Genomic DNA, 21,382 nt, shown 5'->3' with positions numbered 1-21,382 from the left:
GGGGCAATTCTGAATTCTTTTTTTAATGAAGGGAACTTTTTTATTTTTGATGGTCGTTGTGACTTTTAACCCACTGAAGGCGAAAGGATGGCCACTTTTTGTCATGAAACTATGCCAATCCGCTCTGGACTAACCCTCATTAGCCTCATTGCGCTATAAACTGTGACACACATTTATTCGTAGTAAGGAGCATCAGCACATGCAACTGGGGATTATTGGACTAGGCCGCATGGGTGGCAACATTGCGCGGCGCCTGATGCTCAATGGGCATACCACCGTGGTTTACGACCGCAATGAAGCATTCGTAAAAGGTCTGGCAGGCGAGGGCGCCACGGGCGTTGCTGACCTGGCAGGTCTGGTGGCCGGGCTGCAAAAGCCCCGGGCGATCTGGGTGATGCTGCCGGCAGGCGACCCGACCGAGAACACCATTGAAGAACTGAGCCAACTGCTTGAAGACGGTGATGTGATCATCGACGGCGGCAACACCTTCTATAAGGATGACATCCGTCGGGCCAAGGCCCTGTCGGAAAAAGGCCTGCACTATGTCGACGTCGGCACCTCCGGCGGCGTCTGGGGCCTGGAGCGCGGCTACTGCATGATGATCGGCGGCGACGCCGAGACCGTTAAGCTGCTGGACCCGATCTTCGAAAGCCTGGCACCGGGCCTGGGCACCATCCCGCGTACCAAGGACCGTTCCGCCGCAGCGGACAGCCGTGCCGAGCGCGGCTATATCCACGCAGGGCCTGCCGGTTCCGGGCACTTCGTCAAGATGATCCACAACGGCATCGAGTACGGGATGATGCAGGCCTTCGCCGAAGGTTTCGACATCCTCAAGACCAAGAATTCGGAGAACCTGCCGCAAGACCAGCGCTTCGACCTGAATGTTGCCGATATCGCCGAAGTCTGGCGCCGCGGCAGCGTGGTGTCGTCCTGGCTGCTGGACCTGACCGCCGACGCCCTGGCCACCGATCCGAAGCTCGACGGGTATTCCGGCTCGGTCGCCGACAGTGGCGAAGGCCGCTGGACCATCGAGGCCGCCATGGAACAATCGGTACCGGTTCCGGTGCTGTCGAACTCGCTGTTCGCGCGCTTCCGTTCCCGCCAGCAAAGTACCTACGGTGACAAAATGCTTTCTGCCATGCGCTTCGGCTTTGGCGGCCATGTGGAGACTCCCAAAAAATGACCGCCAACGGCAAGAAACCCAAGGCCGAACCCGCTCCGCCCACCACACTGTTTCTGTTTGGTGCCCACGGTGACCTGGTCAAGCGCCTGCTCATGCCGGCGCTGTACAACCTCAGCCGCGATGGGCTGCTGGGCGATGGCTTGCGCATTGTCGGCGTTGATCACAACGCCATCAGCGACGCCGATTTCGCCAAGAAGCTCGAGGACTTCATTCGCACCGAGGCCGCCAGCAAGGTCAAGGGCAATGCCGAGAACGCCCTGGACCCTGCATTGTGGGAACAGTTGGCCAAAGGCATCAGCTACGTCGAGGGTGATTTCCTCGACGACGGCACCTACGCCGATATCGGCAAGAAGATTGCCGACAGCGGTACTGGCAACGCGGTGTTTTACCTCGCCACCGCGCCGCGTTTCTTCGCCGAAGTGGTGCAGCGCCTCGGCGCGGCCGGCTTGCTGGAAGAAACCCCGGAGGCGTTCCGCCGGGTGGTGATCGAAAAGCCGTTCGGCTCCGACCTCGCCACCGCTGAAGCGCTGAACGCCTGCCTGCTCAAGGTGATGAGCGAAAAGCAGATCTACCGCATCGACCATTACCTGGGCAAGGAAACCGTCCAGAACATCCTCATCAGCCGTTTTTCCAATGTGCTGTTCGAGGCGTTCTGGAACAACCACTACATTGACCACGTACAAATCACCGCCGCCGAAACCGTCGGCGTGGAAACCCGTGGCAGTTTCTTCGAACACACCGGCACCCTGCGGGACATGGTGCCCAATCACCTGTTCCAGTTGCTGGCGATGGTCGCCATGGAACCGCCGGCTGCCTTTGGCGCCGACGCAGTGCGGGGCGAGAAGGCCAAGGTGATCGGGGCCATCCGGCCCTGGTCGCTGGAAGACGCACGGGCCAACTCGGTGCGTGGCCAGTACACCTCGGGTGAAGTCGGCGGCAAGCAGTTGCCGGGTTACCGCGAAGAGGCCAATGTTGCGCCAGACAGCAGCACCGAGACCTTCGTTGCCCTCAAGGTGTTGATCGACAACTGGCGTTGGGTGGGGGTGCCGTTTTACCTGCGCACCGGCAAGCGCATGAGCATCCGCGACACCGAGATCATCATCTGCTTCAAGCCGGCGCCTTACGCGCAGTTCCGTGATACCGAGGTCGATGAACTCAAGCCGACGTACTTGAAGATCCAGATCCAGCCGAATGAAGGCATGTGGTTCGACCTGCTGGCGAAAAAGCCCGGGCCGACCCTGGACATGGCCAACGTGGAACTGGGGTTTGCCTACAAGGACTTCTTCGAGATGCAGCCGTCGACAGGTTACGAAACCCTGATCTACGACTGCATGACCGGCGACCAGACCTTGTTCCAGCGCGCCGACAACATCGAGAACGGCTGGCGTGCGGTGCAGCCTTTTCTCGATGCGTGGAAGCAGGACGACGGCATCCAGGCCTACAAGGCGGGTGAGGACGGCCCGGCGGCGGCTGATGCGTTGCTGGCCCGCGATGGCCGTACCTGGCACAGCCTCGGATGAGTGACTTGCCGAGTCAACCCATCCGTTTTGTGTTGAGTGATATGGATGGCACGTTGCTGCATCCGGATCACAGCCTCAGCCAGCGCACCATTGATACGGTTCGCGCCTTGCGCGCGGCCGGGGTGTTTTTCAGCCTGGCCAGCGGGCGACCGCCCAAGGCCATGCGTCAGCAGGTCGAAGCGCTGGGCATCGATGTGCCGATTGCCGGCTTCAACGGGGGCACGCTGGTCAATCCCGACGGGAGTATTCTGGTGGCGCATCACTTGCCGGCAGAAGCGGCGCTGGTGGCGTTGGCCTTGTTTACGCCGCAGCCGGACGTTGAAGTCTGGCTGTTCGCCGACGGCGACTGGCTGCGTCGCGATCCCGGCGGACCGATGGCGGTTCGCGAGGAGCACGGCCTGGGCTATGGGGCGATCGTGGTGGAGAGCTTCGAGCCGTATCTGGATCGGGTCGACAAGATTGTTGCGGCCAGTACCAATACCCAGCTGCTGATGGAGCTTGAGGCGCAGTTGCAGCCCAGGGTCGAGGGATTGGCCCAGGTGTCGCGTTCGCAGCCGGTGTTCCTGGATGTCACCGCCATGAAGGCCAACAAGGGTGAAGCATTGAGAACCCTTGCGGCGCACCTCGGTGTGCCACTGCAACAGACCGCAGCCATCGGTGATGGCGGCAATGACCCGGCGATGTTTCATGTGGCGGGGTTGTCGATTGCCATGGGCCAGGCAGAAGAGGTGGTCAAGCGCCAGGCCAGCGTCGTGACCGGCAGCAATGTCGATGACGGTGCGGCGGAAGCCATCGAGCGGTTTATTCTCTCGGCCTATTGATCGGTAACCACACTAATAAGTAGTCAGCTATGCAAAGTTGCAACTTGCATGGCTGACTGTCCACTTGAGTTAGTGCGGGTCAATATACTGCGCAGCCGGGCGGCACACTTTCGGGTGCCGTCTCACGCACGCTTCAGTTACTTGGGCATTGCCCAGGATTGCAACTGGTAGCCATCTTTGTCGAGTTCGGCACGGGCCTGCAACAGCAAGTTCTCAAGCTGTGCCGGGTCGGTATAAGTGCTGGAAGACAGCTGCTTGCTACCGATACGGGTATTGGTGCGGTCGATGACGCTCAGGCTCAGGGCGCCGTTGCCATCGTGCCAGGCCACACATTGAAAGGGCTGGAAGGCACGGTCTGCGATCAAAAGAGCTTCGTTGATGCGGAGCGGGGCGTTCATGGGGTCTTCTCTCTAAATGCCCATTCAAGTGGAAGCCGTTGGTTGGGCGTGCCTAACGACTGGTTACTTGTACTGATGCACGATCACCGGGTGCGGGTCACATGTTAGAAGAAGATTTTTTAACTTTCCCTGATTAAAGTCATGTAAGGGGCTATTTTGAAAGCCTCATGAAAGTTATGCCGCGGCAATTGACCGCACCCGACTGACATAAAAGACCCGGTTCGTTCGCGACTTATAGCGAATCGGTACAAAGGGTGCGTCAAGATCTTGCTAGGGTTACCAGCAGACTTTGCAAATAGTTGTTTTTAAATAACTTTAACGATTTTGACGCCAAGGAATAGTCATGATTGTTACACCTGCCCCGCGCCGCCTGCTTGTGGTCGATCCCTGTGATGACTGCCACCGGCTATTGCCCGGTTTGCGCGCAGCGGGGTGGGACGTGGACAGCTGCGCCCTCGAGTCGGTGGGTGAGCGCTCCTGTGACGTGGGTTTGTTGCGCCTGCAGCCGTTTCACCTGGAGCGACCCGAAGCGGTCAAGGAACTGATCAGCCGCAGCGGCACCGAGTGGATTGCGGTGCTTAACCAGGAAGTGCTGCGCCTGCAGAATGTCGGCGATTTTGTCTGTGAGTGGTTCTTCGACTTCCATACCTTGCCGTTTGATGTGTCACGGGTGCAGGTCACCCTGGGCCGCGCCTTCGGCATGGCGCGCCTGCGGGGCAAGGGCAACAACGCGCCTGCGGGCCAGCCGGAACACGAGTTGCTGGGGGACAGCCGTCCCATCCGGGAATTGCGCAAGCTGCTCGCCAAGCTGGCGCCCACTGAATCCCCGGTGTTGATCCGTGGCGACAGCGGCACCGGCAAGGAATTGGTCGCGCGTACCTTGCATCGCCAATCCCAGCGCCATGCCAAGCCGTTTGTGGCGATCAATTGCGGGGCGATTCCCGAACACCTGATCCAGTCCGAACTGTTCGGCCATGAGAAGGGCGCCTTCACCGGCGCCCATCAGCGCAAGGTGGGGCGGATCGAGGCGGCGCACGGCGGCACCTTGTTTCTCGATGAGATCGGCGACTTGCCCATGGAGCTGCAAGCCAACCTGCTGCGTTTTCTCCAGGAAAAACAGATCGAGCGAGTCGGCGGCAGCCAGCCGATTGCGGTGGATGTACGCGTGTTGGCGGCTACCCACGTCGACCTGGAAGCCGCGGTCGCAAAGGGCACTTTTCGCGAAGACTTGTATTACCGGCTCAACGTCCTGCAAGTGGTCACCGCGCCGTTGCGCGAGCGCCACGGCGACGTGGCGATGCTGGCCAACCATTTTTCACACTTCTACAGCCAGGAAACCGGCCGCCGTCCACGCAGCTTCAGTGAAGACGCACTGGTGGCCATGGGCGAGCACGGTTGGCCGGGCAATGTGCGCGAGTTGGCCAACCGCGTGCGGCGGGGCCTGGTACTGGCGGAAGGGCGGCAAATCGAAGCCGTTGATCTGGGATTGCAAAGCCAGCAGGCAATCGCGCTGCCGATGGCTACACTGGAGGATTACAAGCACCGTGCCGAACGCCAGGCATTGTGCGATGTGCTCAACCGGCACAGCGACAACCTGAGTGTCGCGGCGCGTGTGCTGGGGGTTTCCCGGCCGACGTTCTACCGGTTGCTGCACAAACACCAGATCCGCTAGGGCGGGTAAACCGAAAAGCCCCGCAACGACCCTTATCGTTGCGGGGCTTTTCCCGTTGTCATGCCTTAAAAGTAATACGGGAACTTCAGGCTGAAGCTGAACGACGGCGCATCCGGTGTGATCCCGATGGCCAGGTTCGGCACGATGGTCAGGTTGTCGCTTGCCGCAATCGTCATGCCCACATTGAAGTAACCCGCGTTGGCATCGCTGGAAACCACTGACTGCCAGTCGCCGCCATCCGGCTTGAGCTTGCTCTTGCGTTGCACCAGGTCGGACACCGAGAACGACATACTCATCTTCTCGTTCAGCGCAAACGCCACGCCAGCGCCGATCTGGAAGCTGTCGCCCAACTGCACTTTCCCCGGGGTCTTCTGGCCGACCTGGGAGCTGATATCGCTGAACGAGTCTTCGAAGTTGTGGGTGTACGACAGCGAGCCAAACAATACCGCCGGGTCGAAGGTCTTGACCAGCGAGATACCCGGCGTAATCGACCACACACCGTTGCCGGTGGGCAGGCTCTCCGGCACGAAGAGGTTGGTGTTGCTGGATGACTGGACCAGCTTGATCCCAAACGGATCTTCGCCGGTGGGCGCCTTGACCCGCACCGACACCACGGCATCCGGCAGGTTGACGCTCTCGTCGAGGAATTTGTAGGCAATCCCGAAGTTGACGTCGCCGATAGTCGGGTCACGCGTGACCGATTGTTCCGAGGTCGCGGTGCCGCTGCCACCGTTGGCACCACCGGACTGATAGGTCGACTCGCGGTACACCACCGGCACGTTTATATCGAACTGCCAGCGGTTGTCGAGGTTGTAGCGGCCCGTGAGGTCGACGGTCCAGTTATCCGACTTGATCCGGTCCAGGTTGATGTTGCCGAGGAAGATCGAGTCCAGCGCCAGGAAGCCGTTGAGGGTCAACTGGCGGGCATCGTAGCGGGAATAGGTGACGCCGGTTTCAAAGCTGAACTTGCCGTTGCCAAAGAACCCGCTGGCCTCGTTATACAAGTTGCTCACGCTCTGTGCCGGGGCCGAATCATCCTTGAGGGACTGGCCGTAGGACGCGCCACCGGCTGCACCGCCCGAGGCCGCAGCCGCGCCGACTCCCGGCGTGTTGCCGGCCACCGTGGTGCCGCCTTTCTGGAAGTCTGCCGGGGATTTGGCCAGGCGTTTGGGCGGCGGCGCCACCGGTTGTTCTTCCACCTGGCGTACCCGTTGCTCCAGCACCGCCAGTGCTTTTTGCTGCACTTCGTAGCGTTGCTTGAGCTCCAGCAATTCCTTTTTCAATGTATCTATGTCGGTGTCCGGCGCGGCATACAACATGGATGCGGGCAGGAGCGTGCTTAAACAAATTACGGCACGTAACGATAGCGATCGATGCATGGAATAAGCCGTCCCTTTCTAATGCGCAAGTGTCGAGGCACAGCGTAGTTCAATAACCGTTAGGGCGTAGGCCTCTGAGTTGATTCAGGTTGAGGTTCTGCCCCAAATTGTTCAAACCGTTGTTGCCCAGCACCACATTGAGTTGGGTCATGTTGCTGACGAAGTTGCTGTTACCCTGCAAAACCGTGCCTTGCAGGACATTCCCGGCGCCGATCTGCTGCAACGAATTGCCCTGATTGTTGTTGGCCAGGATCGCCATTTGCAGCCCGCCATTGGCGGCCGACACCGTGACCTGGCCGGCACCCGTGCTGCCGGTGACCGACTGGCCAGCCACCAGGGCTTGTCCGGACTGGACGACATTGGCCGGCGACAAGCCATTCTGGTTCACATTGATATTCACGTTATTGCTGGCGGTGTTGCCATCGCCGGCGGCGCGCACGCTTTGGGTCACGCCCTGGCCGCTGCCCAGGCCGGCACCACCGACCACTGTGCCGGTGCCATTCGGCTGGTTGGGCGAGACTTTGGTGGGGCTGTCGGTTACCTGCACATAAAACTGCGGGGTGACGGTCGACGCGTTGACGTTCATGCTGGCCGAGCCGGTCACGCTGTCGCCGGCGGCATTGGTCCAGGTACTGCTCATCACGATGCCAAAACTGATGATCCGCCCCGGCATCACGTAGCGACCGCGCAGGTCAGCCAGTTCCGAGTCCTTTATTTCAATCGGTTTGAACACCGATGACGCATAAGCGGGCATTGAGGCTGCCAGGCACATGACCGTCAGCCAACGGTAAGTGTTCATCGTTTGCTCCTGGAGCGTCCTGCCCCTTATTGCGCTTCTAGAAGAAGTCGCTCTGGATAAAACCGAAGTCCATCAATTCACTGTCCCGCACCGGACTGAACTCATTGATTCTGTTTTTCGCCGTCAGTGGGGTGGGCGGGTCGAGCAGCACGTTGGTCTTGTCATAACCTTCGCCCAATACCGCGAAGACGATGCCATTCCAGCCTTTGACGAAGTCGTCGCGGGCATAGCGTTTATGGCCCAGTACCGGGTCGCCGATGTACACCCAGTCCTTGTCGGCGCGCTGCATCACCACGAAGTGCTTGTAGCCGCGAATCTCCAGCAACACCACCACCGGGATCTTCACCGTGAGCAGGGTGTCTGCATTGATCCGGTAACCCCGGGCGCGCATCCCGATGCTTTCCAGGTAGCGCTTCATGTCCAGCATCGAAAAGCCCTGGGTACGCACCAGGTCCTGATCGGCGTTGACCAGCATGCCCTTGATGATGTGGTCTTCATCCACATCCATCCAGTAGGCCTGGCGCAGGATGGTGGCCAGGGCGGCGGCACCGCAGCTGAAATCGGTTTTCTGTTCCACCAGGTTGGCGAACTTGCGTTCACGGATGCTCTCGACCTTCTTGAAGATCACGCCACCGCCGGGCATGGCAGCAATCGCCATTTGCCCCGCCCAAGTCGGGCCGGTGAGCAATAACAGGAGGGTGAGGGCGATGATCCGCATGATCGAATGGCCTGGTGGACACTGGAATAAAAAGGGGCCTTGTTGCCAAGGCCCCGTTGGATCAGAAGCGCACGCCAGAGGAGATCACAGTGGTGTTGCCTTGCTGATTGCCCACGCCTGCAGCAATGTTGGCGCCCAGGTTGCCCGAAGAGCCATTAAGCGAGTTGTTGGCGCTGGCGTTGTTCACGACAGGCAGGTAAGTGTGGCTGCCCCATGGGCCAGACTGAGTGGCCACGGTATTGAGGAAGGTGTTGTCGACGCTGGTTTGAGTGGTGTTGCTCGAAGCAGCGGCGGCGGCACCACTGGCAGAAGCAATTGCCAGTTGGTTTTTCTGTTGGTTGAAGTTACCCGCGGCAACGCTCACACCCAGGTTGCCGGAGCTGCCGTTGGCCGAGTTGTTGAGCGAAGCGTTGTTGTGGGTAGCCACTTGCACAGAGATGTTGTTGCGGTTGTCTTGGGTAATGGTACCCAGGGCAAACACGGCATCTGCGTCACCGGCCGCAATGGCGGTCTGGTTGTCTTGTTGGTTGCCATCACCGGCTGCGATGTTGGCCTGGGCGTTGCCGCTGCTGCCGTTCAACGAGTTGTTGGCCGATGCGTTGTTCTGGGTGCCCAGGTTGAGCACGCCATTGTGGTTGCTCGATTGCGCATCGGAAACGGCGGCTACTGCAGCGGTAGGCTGATGAGTAGGTGGGTTGGCATGTGCGGCGGCAGCCATGATTGCAGCGAGAGCGAAGGCCAGTGGTTTAAGAGCCATTGTAGTTTTCATGGTATTTCCCCTTGCTTCTAATTAGTTGGTTAAGTGTTGGTACGGTCCAGCTTCGAGCTCCAATGAATCATTGGATTTGCACATTCAGGGCGTTAGCCATGCGGTTCCCCACCCCGGCACTCTGATTCACCTGTACCACTCCACGGCTGCCGGTGAAGGCCTGGTCGCTTGTGACGACCTGGCGGCTGCCAGTGGTAGAGGTGAACCCTGAGTTTGGTGACAGCGCCACGTTCTGTTGCGACATGACGCTGTCGTCGATGCTTTGCGGGCCAGCATTCACGCTGATCCGCACCGCATTGATCATCTGGTTGCTGGCCCCGGCCGACTGGTTGACGCCCAGTACACCGCTGCCATTGCTGAAAGAGCTGCCCTGGATCGCCACCCTGGCGTTCTGGGAGCGATCGGCCGGTGCGCCGCCGATGGTCTGGCTGAGGGCGCCGCCCGCCTGGGAGTTGCTGCCCGCCGAAATCGCGCGGCTGTTGAGCTGTTGTTGCTGACTGCCGGCCGCCTGGTTGATCGAGACGATGCCGTTGTATTGCTTGCCGGAGTTGTCGATCACTGCGCTGTTGTCAGCCATGGCCACCGAGCAGCCCAGGATCGCCAGGAACAACCAGTAATGGTTCATCTCACTGGCCTCCCATCAGGCTGCCGATATTGTTCAAAGGCGCCATGCCGCGGGAGATTGAGCCGTTGATCTGCCCCGAGAGGCTGGAGCCGCCACCATGGCCGGCCGCTGCGCCGCCACCAAGGCCTACGCCACCCCCGTTGTTGGTCAAGCCGGGAAGGTTGCCGCCAGGCAGGATGGCGCGAGTGATGCTGGAGCCGCTGCTGATGTTGGCGTAGTCGTTGTCGCTCAGCTCGCTGGTGGCCCGCAGGATCTGTGGAGAAGAATTGGCATTGACGGTGACCGGGTTGGGGTCGACGCCAGCGGTGCGGCCAGCCATGTGGCCCTGGACGGTGCGCTGAATCACGATCACACCGTCGCCTGCCGCGAGCACCGGGAGGCTCACGCTGGTACTCAGTACACAGCTGATCAGCAGAAGGCTCAACGAGCCTGGATTAAGTGTCTTCACGACGGCATTCCTTATTCTTGGCGCTGACCCTAAACAGCGCTGTCAGGAAGAGAGCAGGAGCTGTGCCGCTTTTGAATTTGGGATGACATTCATGGGGTTATGAGCGCGGGGGATAGAATGCACAGTGGATGTGTTTCAACTGTGAGACAGCGGGCCTTTGTCCAGCCCGCCTGGCAGGTGTCTCAGGGATGAAACACTGCGCGCCGTAAACCCGGCACTCCGCAGCCGGCTGTCAGCTCAGCCGGTGCAAGTGTTTCAAAAATGGACGATTTGACGCAGGCAGCATCCGGGAGGAGGGCGCAGGCCCATGACCCTGGCTCAGCTCTTTGGGGTTTTGCGCGGAATGGAATTGAGCACGGGGTTGCCGTCCTGGTTCTGGGTCAGGTAGACCGGCAGGACCTTGGGCAGGGAGGGGACGAGGTTGGACACCTCGTTGATGTTGTAGATGCCGCCAATGCGAATCGCCCCGGTGCCGGCGTCGGCCAGCATCACTGGTTTGCTCAGGTAGCGGTTGATCAACGGCAACGCGTCGGCCAGGGCCAGGTTGTCGAGGATTAGCTTGCCTTCACGCCAGGCCAGGGCCGTGTCGCCCGGGGCAATTGGCTGGGCCTGGGGGCTGGCATCGCCACGGTTGTAGCTGGCCTGCATCCCGGGTGACAGGCGCAGGCCGCTGTGGGCGTCGTCGCTGCTCACCAGCACCGAGCCTTGCAGCAGCATGACCCGCACATGGTCTTCGTATTTCCAAACATTGAACTGAGTGCCGGTCACCCGAACCTGGCCGTCACCGGCGTGGACGATAAACGGATGTTGCGCGTCATGGCTGACCTTGAAAAACGCCTCGCCTTTTTTCAGGGTAACCCGGCGCTGATCCTTGAAATTGCTGTAGACCAGTTCGGTGCCCAGGTTAAGTTCAACCTGGCTGCCGTCGTCAAGGGTGACCTGGCGCAAGCTGTTTTCAGCTTCGTAATGGTTGTACGAGCTGGGCAGCCAGCCTGCTTCCCAGCCGGTAAGGGCCGCCAGTGGCAAGGCCACCAGGCATATCGCCGCCGCTACCGCGTAGTTCCTCAAACGGCTGCGAGGTTGTCGTCGCGCCACGACGGGGGCCGGCTCGCTGCGGGGCAAGTGATCGGCAACGTCCCAGATTTCCAGCATCGCGGCGTATTCGAAGGCATGCAGTGGATGCGCATCGTGCCACTGCTCGAAGGCCTGACGCTCCGCCGTCGTGCAATCGCCAGCGTGCAGACGCATGCACCAGTGCGCAGCGGCATCGGTGATGGCGTCGTATTCGGCTTCTGATAGGGACTTATCTGTCATTAACTCATCCTGATTTCCGACATTCTAACCTCCACAGCAGGACGGCGAGAACAGCCATCATGGCGAATGCACATCAATTGGAACTAATTCTCGTCTGCAGGGCCCTAAAAATTCAGGACAGGTAACACTCATTCCCTAATGGAGCACGAAAATGCTTAAGAAAACCTTAGCCGCCGTTGTCGCAACCACCGCCTTGCTCAGTGCTGGAGCCGCCCTGGCGGACAAACCGGGCGCAGGCTGGATCACCATCGAAAAAGCCATCGAGACCGCCAAGACCAAGGCTGGTTACGTCCAGATCTACAAGATCGAAGCCGATAACGATGGCTACTGGGAAGGTGAGGGGCGCAAGGCCGATGGCGTGGTCTATGAGTTCCGCATCGACGGTGAGTCGGGCAATGTGTTGCGCGATCAGAAAGACTGAATGAACTGACGGGTGCGGGCGTTCGGCCCGCACCCTGTCTGTTACGGTGTGGCTTCGGCAATCGAAGGCACGGGGTCCAACTGGCGCCCCAGGGTGGTGATCAGCAAGGTCAGTGAGTCGGCGTTATCCATCTGTGTATTGAACCGCCGCGTCAGGTTGGTTTTGAAAATTCCCCGCGCGTTGCTCAAGTCCACGCCTCCGGTCGTGGCAAGAATCTGCTGCTTGATGTAGTCATCTTCCGGGTCGGTCCCCAGGTCGAATCCGGTAGGCCCCCACGCGTCCGTTGATTTGAACAATTGCCCAACAGGCGTGTTGATCGAGTACGCATTCTCCTGCACGTTGCGCAGCCAGTCCTGAAGATCGCGACCGGCTTGGGTCTGTACCTCGATCAGGTCGTAAAAGGGCGATGTGGAGTTGAGGTAGGCGACGTCGGCGGTATTGCTCACGATATGAGTCAACTCATGAATCAAGGTGGTCGCGCGGGCATGGGCTCTTTGGTCGAAGTGATTGATCAGGCGCCCTTCGAAATCGGCTGTAGGCGGGTTGAAGAAGTTTTCAGTGAGGTAGATGCGTCGATCCGGGTCGCCGTCGATAGTAAACGCCCAATGCCGTTCCGGTTCGGCAATATGCGCACCGGAGACGAAACGCCGGGAGTTGAGCGAGTAGAGTGCCGGCTCCAGCACCTCATCGAGAATGTCGGTCACCGTGTCCATGAGCTTTTGCGCGAGGGTTGGCGGAAATTTGGCCGGGCCGGTGTCGGCGTCTATCGGGATGCCAAAGAAGCGGTTGATGAAGCGATGCACCCGGGTCACGGGCGGATACTGGTGGTCGAGCAGCTTCAGGTTCTGCTGGCAGTTGTGCAGGTAGAAGGTTGCCAGGTCCAGTGCCTCGACGATCGCCTGGGCCCTGGAGGGCGACACACGCCGAATCTCGGCCAGGCCGCGGGCCTCGACGTTCATCACCTGGTCCACGGCTGTCCGCACCTCACGGCGGTCCATCATTGCACTCCATCCGGGGCCGTGGCGGCGAACCGATGCGCCCGGGTCCAGGGTCCATTTGCGGTTGGCATCCAGGCGCACAAACGGTCCTTTGGACCGTGCACTGAAAAGCCGCCAATGGCCTTCGACCTGCCTGGCGCGGTAGACCTTGCCTGCGCACGGCAGGTAATGCCGGTTGTCCGTCGCTGTGTAGACGCCCGTGTTGCCTGCCGTCAGGCCCTCCAGGCTGATGTCGCAGGCTTCGTACGCTTGCAGCCGGGTTCGGGCCCGGGCGGTGACGTCGATGTCGTGCCAGGCACTGGCCGTTTGCGTCGGCGCGGGTTGCGCGGGGGCGGTGCCTGGTGTCGAGGGTTCATCCATCAATGCGCGGATCGAGGCCATTTGCGCGACACCGCCGATGAAGGTTTGCAGCGCCTCGCGCCAGCGGTGTTGCTGCAAGTCTTCGGCAGAGGCCTGGAACAGTTTGTAGCTTTGCCAGATCACCAGCGGCACCATCAGCTTGCCCGGCAGCAACGCCTGCGCGTGCTGCAGTCCGCTGCTGAACAAGGCTTTGAGGGTGTCCCAGGCTGACCGGGCGTTGGCCTGGGATTGCTGTTCAAACAGGTTCGAGATCAATCCGATGTTGTCGCGGTACAACTGCTTGAGCGCGTGGCCCCTGATCGGATTGGCCCCCAGGGTGATTTCCGAGGTTCCCCCGACCGTGCTGGCCCAGAGGTGTCTATACGTGGCTTGCTCAGCCTCTGGCAGGCGACCGATCACCCAGTCCTGCAAGGGGCCGGGCAGGTTGAGCCGGCGAATCAAATCCGCCTCGTTGTCGAACTCCTGGAACGCCTGTTGCGGCCCATAGGGCGCATACATCACCAGCGGAGTGCTTTCGACGGCACTGATCAAGTAGACCCCAAGGGCCTTGATGGACCGGGCCCCCGCCGTGGCGATCAACTCCAGCGGACGCACTGTCGAGGTCGCGCCCTCGACCGCTGCGCGGGCGAGCGCGTCCGGCATGTCGAGGACCTGTTCGACCAGGCTCAGGCCCGCGGGTGATAACAGTTCCTGCAGCCTCAGCGCGTGGGCATTTTGCAACAGTTGCCAGGGCAGTTGCCGAATAAACCGGCGCTCCCGCACGTCTGCGCCCGGCTTGCCCGGGGTGAGTTTTTCGACCAGGCAAGCCTGGTGGTCCTGCTTGAGTGGCAGGCGCGCGAGGATCTGGCGCACCACAGCAGGTGTCAGGCCGGCGGCTGTGGACTCGACATCGAATGCAGCAGCTTGCTGGCTGACGTGATTGAGGGCGTAGTCCACCAGGTTCTGCCGCTGGCCGGCCAATACCAGCTTGGGCAGGATGTAGACGTCTTGCGGGCGCACGTCATAGGGCTGCAACAAGTCGATGAGCTTGCTGCCGAGATACGCTGGCAGCGGCAGGAAATCGTCAAGGTAATCCTTGTCGTCCGTGAGGCTGTGGCGGTATTGCTCAAGGATTTCGACATGGCGACGCTGTTGGCTGACAGACGCCATCCCCAGCCAGGCGGGCAGTGATTGTTGTGCCATGAAGGTCTGGGCGATTTGTGAGGCATGGCCCAGGTCGTTGGCCGGCAGGGCCTTTTCCAGCCCCCCGAGACGCTTCAGCAAGGCGTCCCCTGAGAGCATCAGGGTGAGGCAGTGAGCCCGTTGTGCCCTGTAATGATCAATCCAGGACTGCTGGCAGTGCTGTGCGACCGCGCCGTTGATCAGCATGAACTGACCGAGTGCGCAGGCCTGGTGCGGCTTGAGATAGCGCGGGTCGAGATTGGCCAGTAGCTGCCTGCGAAGGTCCGGCGCGGCCAGTCGTCGTTGCAGTTCTGTCTGCAATTGGCTGACGTTGGCGAAACTCTCCAGGCCGCGCGCCGGCGTCCACAGCACGGCCCGGCCTGAGTGGGACGGGGCCAGGCCACCGCGTTCGGTGAGCATCAAGCAATGCGCCAGGGGCACCCGTTGCGTCAGGCCCTCGGGTTCGACGGTCAACGCATAGGCATCCGGGATGAATCCACCCAGGCCCTGGCGCCGGCGGCGATCAGGGTGTTGAAGATCAAACACCGTCTGCGCGATCGCCTCATCACGCGCGTCCAGGCTGTTGTTGAGGCGCCTGAGCCTGGCTTCGCCCTGGATCGCCACCGCCATGGCATGGGCCATCGGCGCCTTGAGCTGTTCCAGGTATTCGCGGGGAATATCGGCAATGTTGGAGTGATGAAACTTGACCAGTGCGGCATCGAGCACTGCGTTGGCTTGCGCTATGTCCAGGCCGCCCAGCGGTGTGACAGCCCCATCGACCTGGCTGGCGTAAAGGCCATAGTGCGGCGTTTGCGGAATCGGCCCGCGCTTGTGTATCAGGCGCGCAAGAAAGTAACTGCGCAGGCTCTGGCTTTCCAGGGGCGCAGTGGCGGGTGTCGCGCTTGCGCTGGCGGCGTAGCGATTGACGTAGATCTTGCCGGGATCGTGGCCAGCCAAGCCGCGGCGGTTGAACTCGGCGGTGAGCGCCTGATTGACGGTGTTGGCCAATGTGGGTTGCGCTCGCACCTGGGTTGCCAGCGTGTCCTGGATATCGGTCATCTGCTTTTGCAGCAGGGCGGCACGTTCGGCGGCCAGCGACACCGGGCGAGTCGGGTCGGCCAGTACCGAATGAGGCGTCCAGCGTCCCGCGGTATCCAGGCCCGGGAGGTGGCTGTCGATCATGTACCGCACATCCAGCGCGTAGTCGAGCAAGGCCGAGGGGTCAATGCCGGCGCGGGTGCGTCGGTACAGATCTAGCGCGTAGCGTAGGTTCTGTTGCCGCTTGCCGATGATGGTTTCGAGCACCTGCTCAAACAGATTGCCGGCGATGGGAGTACCGGAAAACTGCGGCGTCTTGAACCCTACAAACAGCGCCCGCTCCTCCAGGGACATCAGGTTGTAGAGGTCGTCTTCATAGCCTGGCGCCTTGACCATGGCCTTGAGGGTGTCCATCAGATCGTCGTAGGTCCCGAGCACCTGCAGGCCCTTCTCGGGGGTGTAGAGAAAGGTCTGCGAATTGCCGATCATGAAGGTGCTGGCCAGCTCGACGGCGTTGCTCGGCTGCTCCCAGATCTGTACGTTCTCGACGCGCAGCGTCTGGCTGTTCGGGGGGGCCTCGTTACCCCGGGAAGAGTACAGCGCTGCCAATGCCCGGCTTTGCTCCGGACTGATGATGGATTGCTGGCGCTTGAACAGCAGATCCAGTTGCGCATTGGCGGCCATGGCCCGGGCGAACCAGGCCCGACGCGACACGCCCGGTGCGATCTCGCTGTTCCAGAACGTCTCCAGTGCACTGTGCAGGAACGGGATCAGTTGGCCGGCTGCTTGTTTGATCGCGGTTTCCCAACGCTGCGTGTCGCGGGCCTTGGCGTCGGCAGGCCGCTTGGGGTGGAAAAACTCCCGGGTTTGCCCGGCGGGCCAGGCTTGTTCACGGTAGTACAACAGCACCGCGTCATTGAGTTGCAGCGAGTCGAGCCAGCGAGGCACCGTGTACCCAACGGGCTGTATGGTGAAAAAACTCACGTGGGCTTCGCCGGGGCTGAGCCCGGGGAACAGTGGGCGGCAGACGCTTTCGAGCAGTTTTGAAAGCAGGGCGCCGAGGGCGGGCAACTGTTTCAACGCCGCCAGCAGCGCCTGGCGATTATTCTCCTGATAGCGCCTGAGGGTTTTTTCCTGTTCACCCAATACGTCGCCGAGCATGGCCTCCGGTGTCAGCACCAGTCGGTTGTCGAGTAGCGGCGATGGTTGTTGCTGCAAGGGCAGGAAGTACAGCAGTTGCGTGGCGCTGTCCGGGGTTTTCAAGCGCTCGGTCAGTGCTGTCAGCAAGTGGGCGGGGCTGTCGAATTTTTCCAGGCCGCCGTACGGGGTGTAGAGCCAGGCATGTGGGTAGGCGCTGGTTGAACTCATCATGAAGCTGCCGGCCAGTTCGACGGCATTGGCAGTGCTTTTATTCAACCAGATGCGCTGCGCGATCATTGGCGGCGACTGTTGGCGACGGCCTGCATCGCTGGCAAAAAACACCTTGCCGAGAAACTCGATGTCCCTGCTGTCGATGTTCAGCTGGCGCTCACGGTCCAGCGCCCTCCAGCCCACGCGCATGGCTTCGGGGAAAAAATACGGGAGAGGGGTGTGGCTCATCATCCTGATCCTTGAAGAGTTGCGTGCCTGCAACCTATCCAGGCCTGGCGCCACGAGGGGCTAGATATGTCTGGCGCTCCCTGTCGACAGCCATGGGGCAAACCCTGTCTAATCGACGGACCGATTCTTGTACGCTGTTGCCCATTCCAATAATTAAACGGGAGCTTCAGATGTCTGCATCGCCTTTGGATGTCGAGTCTTCATCAGAGCGACTCAGTTATGCGCAATTGACCGACCTGCTGCGCCAGGTGTTTGTCCGCCACGGTACGTCGGCCGATGTGGCCCAGGTGCTGGCCGAGAACTGCGCCAGCGCCGAGCGCGACGGTGCCCACAGCCACGGTGTATTCCGTATCCCCGGTTACGTCTCGACCCTGGCCAGTGGCTGGGTCAACGGCAAGGCGGTGCCGGTGGTCGAGGATGTGGCCAGCGGGTTTGTGCGGGTGGATGCGGCTAACGGCTTCGCCCAGCCCGCATTGCAAGCCGCCCGTGCGCTGTTGGTGGAAAAGGCCCGCAGTGCCGGGATTGCCTTGCTGGCGATCCATAACTCCCACCACTTCGCGGCGCTTTGGCCGGATGTCGAGCCTTTTGCTGAAGAAGGCCTGGTGGCCTTGAGCGTGGTCAACAGCATGACCTGCGTGGTGCCCCACGGCGCCGACCGCCCGCTGTTCGGCACCAACCCCATTGCCTTCGCCGCGCCCCGCGCCGATGGCCTGCCGATCGTGTTTGACCTGGCCACCAGCGCTATCGCCCATGGCGACGTGCAGATTGCCGCGCGCAAGGGCGAACGCCTGCCACCCGGCATGGGCGTGGACAGCCTCGGCCAGCCGACCCAGGACCCCAAGGCGATCCTCGAAGGCGGCGCACTGCTGCCGTTTGGCGGGCACAAGGGGTCGGCCCTGTCGATGATGGTCGAGCTGCTGGCCGCGGCCCTCACGGGCGGTAACTTCTCGTTTGAGTTCAACTGGTCCGATCACCCCGGCGCTCGCACCCCATGGACCGGCCAACTGCTGATCGTGATCGACCCGAGCAAGACCGCCGGGCAGAGCTTCGCCGAGCGCAGCCAGGAGCTGGTGCGACAGATGCATGCGGCAGGGTTGCGGCGTTTGCCGGGGGATCGGCGCCATCGCACACGGGCGAAGTCGCTGTCAGGCGGGATCGAGATCGAAACGCAGGAATTGAGCCGGTTGCGGGTGTTGGCACAGGCGTGAAGCGAGCTGCGCCCGGGGAGGGCGCAGCCGTTGCATCAGATCAGTTGCGGCGGCCCAGCAACAGGCCGACTACCAGGCCAAACCCGGCGGAAATCGCCACGGTCTGCCATGGATGGCCACCGATGTAGGTTTCGGTGGCATCCACCACCGGCTTGCTGCGCTCGCGCACATTGGACACCGAGTCCAGCGCCTGCTTGAGCTTGATGGCGACCTGTTCACGCAGGGTTTCACCTTCTTCTCCCACCAGTGACGCGCTGCTTTTGAGCAGCTTGTCCGATTCTTCGATCAGTGCGGTCAGTTCACTGAAGGCTTGGTCCTTGATTTGGTCTTCGACGGCTTGGGCGGCAGATTTGCGAGCCATTGGGTTAACTCCTTGCGGGTGAATGTGGCAATGAATGCGCTTGATGAAGAATGGAGTGTTTGAAGCGGGCAAAAGTTGCAGTTTTTTTCCTGTGGTCAGCTTAGGAGAAATCCAGGCCAGGAAATTTCAACCTACAGTGTAAGATGTCACCTATTTGTGCAGCAGGTAATTCAACATGAGCTTCAATCTGGCCAACAAGCCCCTCGCCGAGCGCGCCGCGCTGGAAGATGAAAAGTCCCGTCTCTACGACCTCTGGCAAAGCAACCTGGGCAAGGCCAAGGGGGAGGCCGCCCGCCTGTTTGGCGAACGCGCCAAACGCAAGGGCAAATGGGCCGAATGGGTGCGTGCAGAACTGGACGGCATGTCACCGCCGGAGTTCTCGAACATGGTGCGCAGTGAAGTCAATCGCCTGATGGCGGCGAAGTAAAACAAGCCTCGATTGCCTCGCGCACCTTGAGCAGCAACGGATCCAGTTGCGCCTGGGTGCGCCAGCCCAGCTCCACCGGGTAACGCGGCAGCGCCAGCGGGCAAGGCAGCTCCCTCAGTCCGGTCATCTGCGCGATGGCCTGGGCCGCATGGCCGGGGATGGTCGCCACCGCCTGGCTGCCCTTGAGCAGGAACGGCAGCGCCGCGAAGTGCGTGGTCGAGGCACCTACGTGGCGGCTCAGCCCCTGCGCGGCCAGGCCCTCGTCGGTGATCCCGATAAACCCGCCGGATGACACCAGCACATGCTCGCGCCTGACGAACTCGTCGAGGTCGATGGCCTGTTGTCCCGGCGCCAGGCTGTCGGGGTCCACCAGGCACGCGTAATGGCCTTCCCCCAATACCTGCCGGCTCAACCGGCGCTCGGCAAACCCGCCGGCGGTGATTGCCAGGTCCAGGCTGCGGTCGAGCAGGGCGTCGGCAACGATCTGGCTGTGGGTCTGGCGGAACATCAACCGCAGCTTTGGCGCACGCCGGGCAATCTCTTCAATCAGCCGCCGGCCGTAGGCGATTTCGAAATCATCCGATAACCCCACCACCACCGAACGGCCCTGATAGTGATTGCCCAGGAGATCCACCATCGCCAGGCTCTGGCGGCAGCGATCCAGGGCTTCGCTGATCACCGGCTTCAACTGATTGGCCCGCAAGGTGGGCGCCAGGCCCCGGCCGGTACGCACGAACAACTGATCGCCGTACACATCGCGCAAGCGGCGCAGGGCTGCACTGATCGCCGACTGCGTGACGCCAAGGCGCAGGGCGGCACGGCTGGCACTGGATTCGTCGTGCAGGGCCTCGAAGGTTTTCAGCAGGTTGAGATCGACGTTGGCGATATTCATATGGCTCATATCAGTTAGCAGCGAAGCGGGCTTTATTCATGATTGCCGCTGGCCGGAGAATGGGCAACCCCCATTGATACGGAGTGATCGTGATGCCTGTTTCTACCGTGGCTGCGCTGCAAATCGGTTCCTTGCCGGGAGGCAAGGCTGAGACCCTGGAACAGATCCTGTCCTACGAGGACGAAATCCTGCGCAGCGGTGCGCAACTGGTGGTGATGCCGGAAGCGTTGCTCGGGGGTTATCCCAAAGGTGAAGGCTTCGGCACCCAGCTGGGGTATCGCCTGCCTGCAGGGCGCGAGGCCTTTGCGCGGTATTTTGCCAATGCGATTGATGTGCCGGGTGTGGAGACCGAAGCGCTGGCCGGCTTGTCGGCGCGCACCGGGGCGAGCCTGGTGTTGGGCGTGATCGAGCGCAGTGGCAGCACGTTGTATTGCACGGTGCTGTATTTCGAGCCGGTGGGCGGGTTGGTGGCCAGGCATCGCAAATTGATGCCTACCGGCACTGAGCGGCTGATCTGGGGCAAGGGTGATGGTTCGACGTTGCCGGTGATTGATGCCGCGGTAGGGCGCATCGGTGGCGCCGTGTGCTGGGAGAACATGATGCCGTTGTTGCGCACCGCGATGTACGCCAAGGGTGTGGAAGTGTGGTGCGCGCCGACGGTGGATGAGCGGGAAATGTGGCAGGTGAGCATGCGGCATATTGCCCATGAGGGGCGGTGTTTTGTGGTGAGTGCGTGTCAGGTGCAGGCGTCACCCCAGGCGTTGGGTGTGGAGGTGGCGAACTGGCCGGTGGATCGGCCTCTGATCGCGGGGGGCAGTGTGATTGTCGGGCCCATGGGGGACGTTCTTGCCGGGCCATTGCTCGGTGGGGCGGGGTTGCTGGTGGCGCGGATTGATACGGATGATTTGGTGCGGGCGCGGTATGACTATGATGTGGTTGGGCATTATGCCCGGCCGGATATTTTCGAATTGATCGTGGATGAGCGGGTTAGGGCGGGGGTGCGGTTTATTGTTGACTGAGTACATATCCGTTTCTTCGGTAACGGCGGCTTATGGTTCCGCTCTTACAGCGGCTCACTTTGGAAAAGCCCCAAAGTAAGCAAAGGGCTCTGCCCCGCCTGTCGGCACCTCGCCTAGGCTCGGTGTTCCCTCACTCCGGCATTGCTCCGCGGGCCGCCGCGACGGGCCATCCATGGCCCGGCGCGGCTAAACCGGCGTCCTGCCGGTTTACCCGCTCCGCAATACCTGCGTTCGGCCTCGGGCTTATTGGGG

Annotated in this window: 19 protein-coding genes; 8 read left to right on the top strand and 11 right to left on the bottom strand. The window is 61.2% G+C overall.

Annotation, left to right across the window (positions count from 1 at the left end; all coding sequences use genetic code 11):
- The first annotated feature begins 175 nt into the window (after positions 1 to 175).
- The 3 genes from gnd to JV201_RS16180 are packed head-to-tail and all read left to right on the top strand — an operon-like array spanning position 176 to position 3,524.
- Complete coding sequence (gnd, locus tag JV201_RS16190) at positions 176 to 1,183, top strand: phosphogluconate dehydrogenase (NAD(+)-dependent, decarboxylating) (protein WP_256579633.1); 1,008 nt, start codon at positions 176 to 178, stop codon at positions 1,181 to 1,183.
- Positions 1,180 to 2,703: a glucose-6-phosphate dehydrogenase gene (zwf, locus tag JV201_RS16185; protein WP_003217928.1), complete on the top strand. Its 1,524-nt coding sequence runs from the start codon at positions 1,180 to 1,182 to the stop codon at positions 2,701 to 2,703. Before gnd ends, zwf begins: the two co-directional genes overlap by 4 nt.
- The gene (locus JV201_RS16180; protein WP_003217930.1) at positions 2,700 to 3,524 is read left to right on the top strand and encodes an HAD family hydrolase; all 825 of its coding nucleotides are present in this window, start codon (positions 2,700 to 2,702) and stop codon (positions 3,522 to 3,524) included. The genes zwf and JV201_RS16180 overlap by 4 nt, the downstream gene beginning before the upstream one ends.
- Before the next feature lie 137 nt (positions 3,525 to 3,661).
- On the opposite strand, the gene JV201_RS16175 is transcribed toward JV201_RS16180, so the two are convergent.
- Positions 3,662 to 3,922 carry a hypothetical protein gene (locus JV201_RS16175; protein ID WP_003217933.1) on the bottom strand — a complete coding sequence of 87 codons (261 nt, stop codon included), beginning with the start codon at positions 3,920 to 3,922 and terminating at the stop codon, positions 3,662 to 3,664.
- 343 nt (positions 3,923 to 4,265) lie between these two features.
- Between JV201_RS16175 and JV201_RS16170 the strand changes: the two genes are divergently transcribed.
- Positions 4,266 to 5,594, top strand: coding sequence for a sigma-54 dependent transcriptional regulator (locus tag JV201_RS16170; protein ID WP_003217935.1), 1,329 nt, complete (start codon positions 4,266 to 4,268; stop codon positions 5,592 to 5,594).
- A 65-nt stretch (positions 5,595 to 5,659) separates the two neighbouring features.
- Here the strand turns inward: JV201_RS16170 and JV201_RS16165 are convergent, their stop codons facing one another.
- The 7 genes from JV201_RS16165 to JV201_RS16135 all read right to left on the bottom strand — a co-directional run bounded on the left by JV201_RS16165 (position 5,660) and on the right by JV201_RS16135 (position 11,646).
- On the bottom strand, positions 5,660 to 6,973 hold the full coding sequence (locus tag JV201_RS16165) for an autotransporter domain-containing protein (RefSeq protein ID WP_043224814.1): 1,314 nt from the start codon (positions 6,971 to 6,973) through the stop codon (positions 5,660 to 5,662).
- A gap of 49 nt (positions 6,974 to 7,022) precedes the next feature.
- Entirely contained in the window at positions 7,023 to 7,772 is a 750-nt protein-coding gene (locus JV201_RS16160) for a hypothetical protein (RefSeq protein WP_003217939.1), read from the bottom strand.
- A gap of 37 nt (positions 7,773 to 7,809) precedes the next feature.
- Entirely contained in the window at positions 7,810 to 8,490 is a 681-nt protein-coding gene (locus JV201_RS16155; RefSeq protein ID WP_003217941.1) for a C39 family peptidase, read from the bottom strand.
- Between the two features lie 61 nt (positions 8,491 to 8,551).
- On the bottom strand, positions 8,552 to 9,247 hold the full coding sequence (locus tag JV201_RS16150) for a hypothetical protein (protein WP_087694373.1): 696 nt from the start codon (positions 9,245 to 9,247) through the stop codon (positions 8,552 to 8,554).
- A gap of 79 nt (positions 9,248 to 9,326) precedes the next feature.
- Entirely contained in the window at positions 9,327 to 9,884 is a 558-nt protein-coding gene (locus JV201_RS16145) for an adhesin (protein WP_219405711.1), read from the bottom strand.
- Between the two features lies 1 nt (position 9,885).
- Positions 9,886 to 10,332, bottom strand: coding sequence for a hypothetical protein (locus tag JV201_RS16140; protein WP_003217947.1), 447 nt, complete (start codon positions 10,330 to 10,332; stop codon positions 9,886 to 9,888).
- A gap of 318 nt (positions 10,333 to 10,650) precedes the next feature.
- Positions 10,651 to 11,646, bottom strand: a complete 996-nt coding sequence (locus tag JV201_RS16135; protein ID WP_177023404.1) for a FecR family protein — start codon at positions 11,644 to 11,646, stop codon at positions 10,651 to 10,653.
- Positions 11,647 to 11,797: 151 nt separating this feature from the next.
- Between JV201_RS16135 and JV201_RS16130 the strand changes: the two genes are divergently transcribed.
- On the top strand, positions 11,798 to 12,067 hold the full coding sequence (locus JV201_RS16130; RefSeq protein WP_003217951.1) for a PepSY domain-containing protein: 270 nt from the start codon (positions 11,798 to 11,800) through the stop codon (positions 12,065 to 12,067).
- 41 nt (positions 12,068 to 12,108) lie between these two features.
- On the opposite strand, the gene JV201_RS16125 is transcribed toward JV201_RS16130, so the two are convergent.
- Positions 12,109 to 17,223 carry a M35 family metallopeptidase gene (locus JV201_RS16125; RefSeq protein WP_219405710.1) on the bottom strand — a complete coding sequence of 1,705 codons (5,115 nt, stop codon included), beginning with the start codon at positions 17,221 to 17,223 and terminating at the stop codon, positions 12,109 to 12,111.
- Between the two features lie 170 nt (positions 17,224 to 17,393).
- Between JV201_RS16125 and JV201_RS16120 the strand changes: the two genes are divergently transcribed.
- The gene (locus JV201_RS16120) at positions 17,394 to 18,431 is read left to right on the top strand and encodes an Ldh family oxidoreductase (protein WP_177080529.1); all 1,038 of its coding nucleotides are present in this window, start codon (positions 17,394 to 17,396) and stop codon (positions 18,429 to 18,431) included.
- A 40-nt stretch (positions 18,432 to 18,471) separates the two neighbouring features.
- Here JV201_RS16120 and JV201_RS16115 read toward each other — a convergent pair whose 3' ends face one another.
- Entirely contained in the window at positions 18,472 to 18,792 is a 321-nt protein-coding gene (locus JV201_RS16115; protein ID WP_003217958.1) for a YqjD family protein, read from the bottom strand.
- Between the two features lie 175 nt (positions 18,793 to 18,967).
- On the opposite strand from JV201_RS16115, the gene JV201_RS16110 reads away from it, so the two are divergent.
- Positions 18,968 to 19,219, top strand: coding sequence for a hypothetical protein (locus tag JV201_RS16110; RefSeq protein WP_003217960.1), 252 nt, complete (start codon positions 18,968 to 18,970; stop codon positions 19,217 to 19,219).
- On the opposite strand, the gene JV201_RS16105 is transcribed toward JV201_RS16110, so the two are convergent.
- Complete coding sequence (locus JV201_RS16105) at positions 19,194 to 20,111, bottom strand: LysR family transcriptional regulator (protein ID WP_219405709.1); 918 nt, start codon at positions 20,109 to 20,111, stop codon at positions 19,194 to 19,196. The two genes, JV201_RS16110 and JV201_RS16105, sit on opposite strands and share 26 nt — an antisense overlap.
- Positions 20,112 to 20,203: 92 nt before the next feature.
- On the opposite strand from JV201_RS16105, the gene JV201_RS16100 reads away from it, so the two are divergent.
- The gene (locus JV201_RS16100; RefSeq protein WP_219405708.1) at positions 20,204 to 21,130 is read left to right on the top strand and encodes a carbon-nitrogen hydrolase family protein; all 927 of its coding nucleotides are present in this window, start codon (positions 20,204 to 20,206) and stop codon (positions 21,128 to 21,130) included.
- The last annotated feature ends 252 nt before the right edge of the window (positions 21,131 to 21,382 follow it).

The organism is Pseudomonas sp. Colony2 (genome assembly GCF_019382755.1).
Lineage (GTDB): Bacteria > Pseudomonadota > Gammaproteobacteria > Pseudomonadales > Pseudomonadaceae > Aquipseudomonas.
Note: the sequence above shows the minus strand (reverse complement) of the source record. Positions and strands in the feature narration are given on the sequence as shown.

Coding starts and splice junctions, on each gene's coding strand:
- JV201_RS16150 (WP_087694373.1), bottom strand. CDS start 9,247: ATGGCTCTTAAACCACTGGCCTTCGCTCTCGCTGCAATCATGGCTGCC.
- JV201_RS16170 (WP_003217935.1), top strand. CDS start 4,266: ATGATTGTTACACCTGCCCCGCGCCGCCTGCTTGTGGTCGATCCCTGT.
- JV201_RS16130 (WP_003217951.1), top strand. CDS start 11,798: ATGCTTAAGAAAACCTTAGCCGCCGTTGTCGCAACCACCGCCTTGCTC.
- JV201_RS16115 (WP_003217958.1), bottom strand. CDS start 18,792: ATGGCTCGCAAATCTGCCGCCCAAGCCGTCGAAGACCAAATCAAGGAC.
- JV201_RS16155 (WP_003217941.1), bottom strand. CDS start 8,490: ATGCGGATCATCGCCCTCACCCTCCTGTTATTGCTCACCGGCCCGACT.
- JV201_RS16160 (WP_003217939.1), bottom strand. CDS start 7,772: ATGAACACTTACCGTTGGCTGACGGTCATGTGCCTGGCAGCCTCAATG.
- JV201_RS16175 (WP_003217933.1), bottom strand. CDS start 3,922: ATGAACGCCCCGCTCCGCATCAACGAAGCTCTTTTGATCGCAGACCGT.
- JV201_RS16100 (WP_219405708.1), top strand. CDS start 20,204: ATGCCTGTTTCTACCGTGGCTGCGCTGCAAATCGGTTCCTTGCCGGGA.
- JV201_RS16110 (WP_003217960.1), top strand. CDS start 18,968: ATGAGCTTCAATCTGGCCAACAAGCCCCTCGCCGAGCGCGCCGCGCTG.
- JV201_RS16135 (WP_177023404.1), bottom strand. CDS start 11,646: ATGACAGATAAGTCCCTATCAGAAGCCGAATACGACGCCATCACCGAT.
- JV201_RS16120 (WP_177080529.1), top strand. CDS start 17,394: ATGTCTGCATCGCCTTTGGATGTCGAGTCTTCATCAGAGCGACTCAGT.
- JV201_RS16105 (WP_219405709.1), bottom strand. CDS start 20,111: ATGAATATCGCCAACGTCGATCTCAACCTGCTGAAAACCTTCGAGGCC.
- zwf (WP_003217928.1), top strand. CDS start 1,180: ATGACCGCCAACGGCAAGAAACCCAAGGCCGAACCCGCTCCGCCCACC.
- JV201_RS16125 (WP_219405710.1), bottom strand. CDS start 17,223: ATGAGCCACACCCCTCTCCCGTATTTTTTCCCCGAAGCCATGCGCGTG.
- JV201_RS16165 (WP_043224814.1), bottom strand. CDS start 6,973: ATGCATCGATCGCTATCGTTACGTGCCGTAATTTGTTTAAGCACGCTC.
- JV201_RS16145 (WP_219405711.1), bottom strand. CDS start 9,884: ATGAACCATTACTGGTTGTTCCTGGCGATCCTGGGCTGCTCGGTGGCC.
- JV201_RS16180 (WP_003217930.1), top strand. CDS start 2,700: ATGAGTGACTTGCCGAGTCAACCCATCCGTTTTGTGTTGAGTGATATG.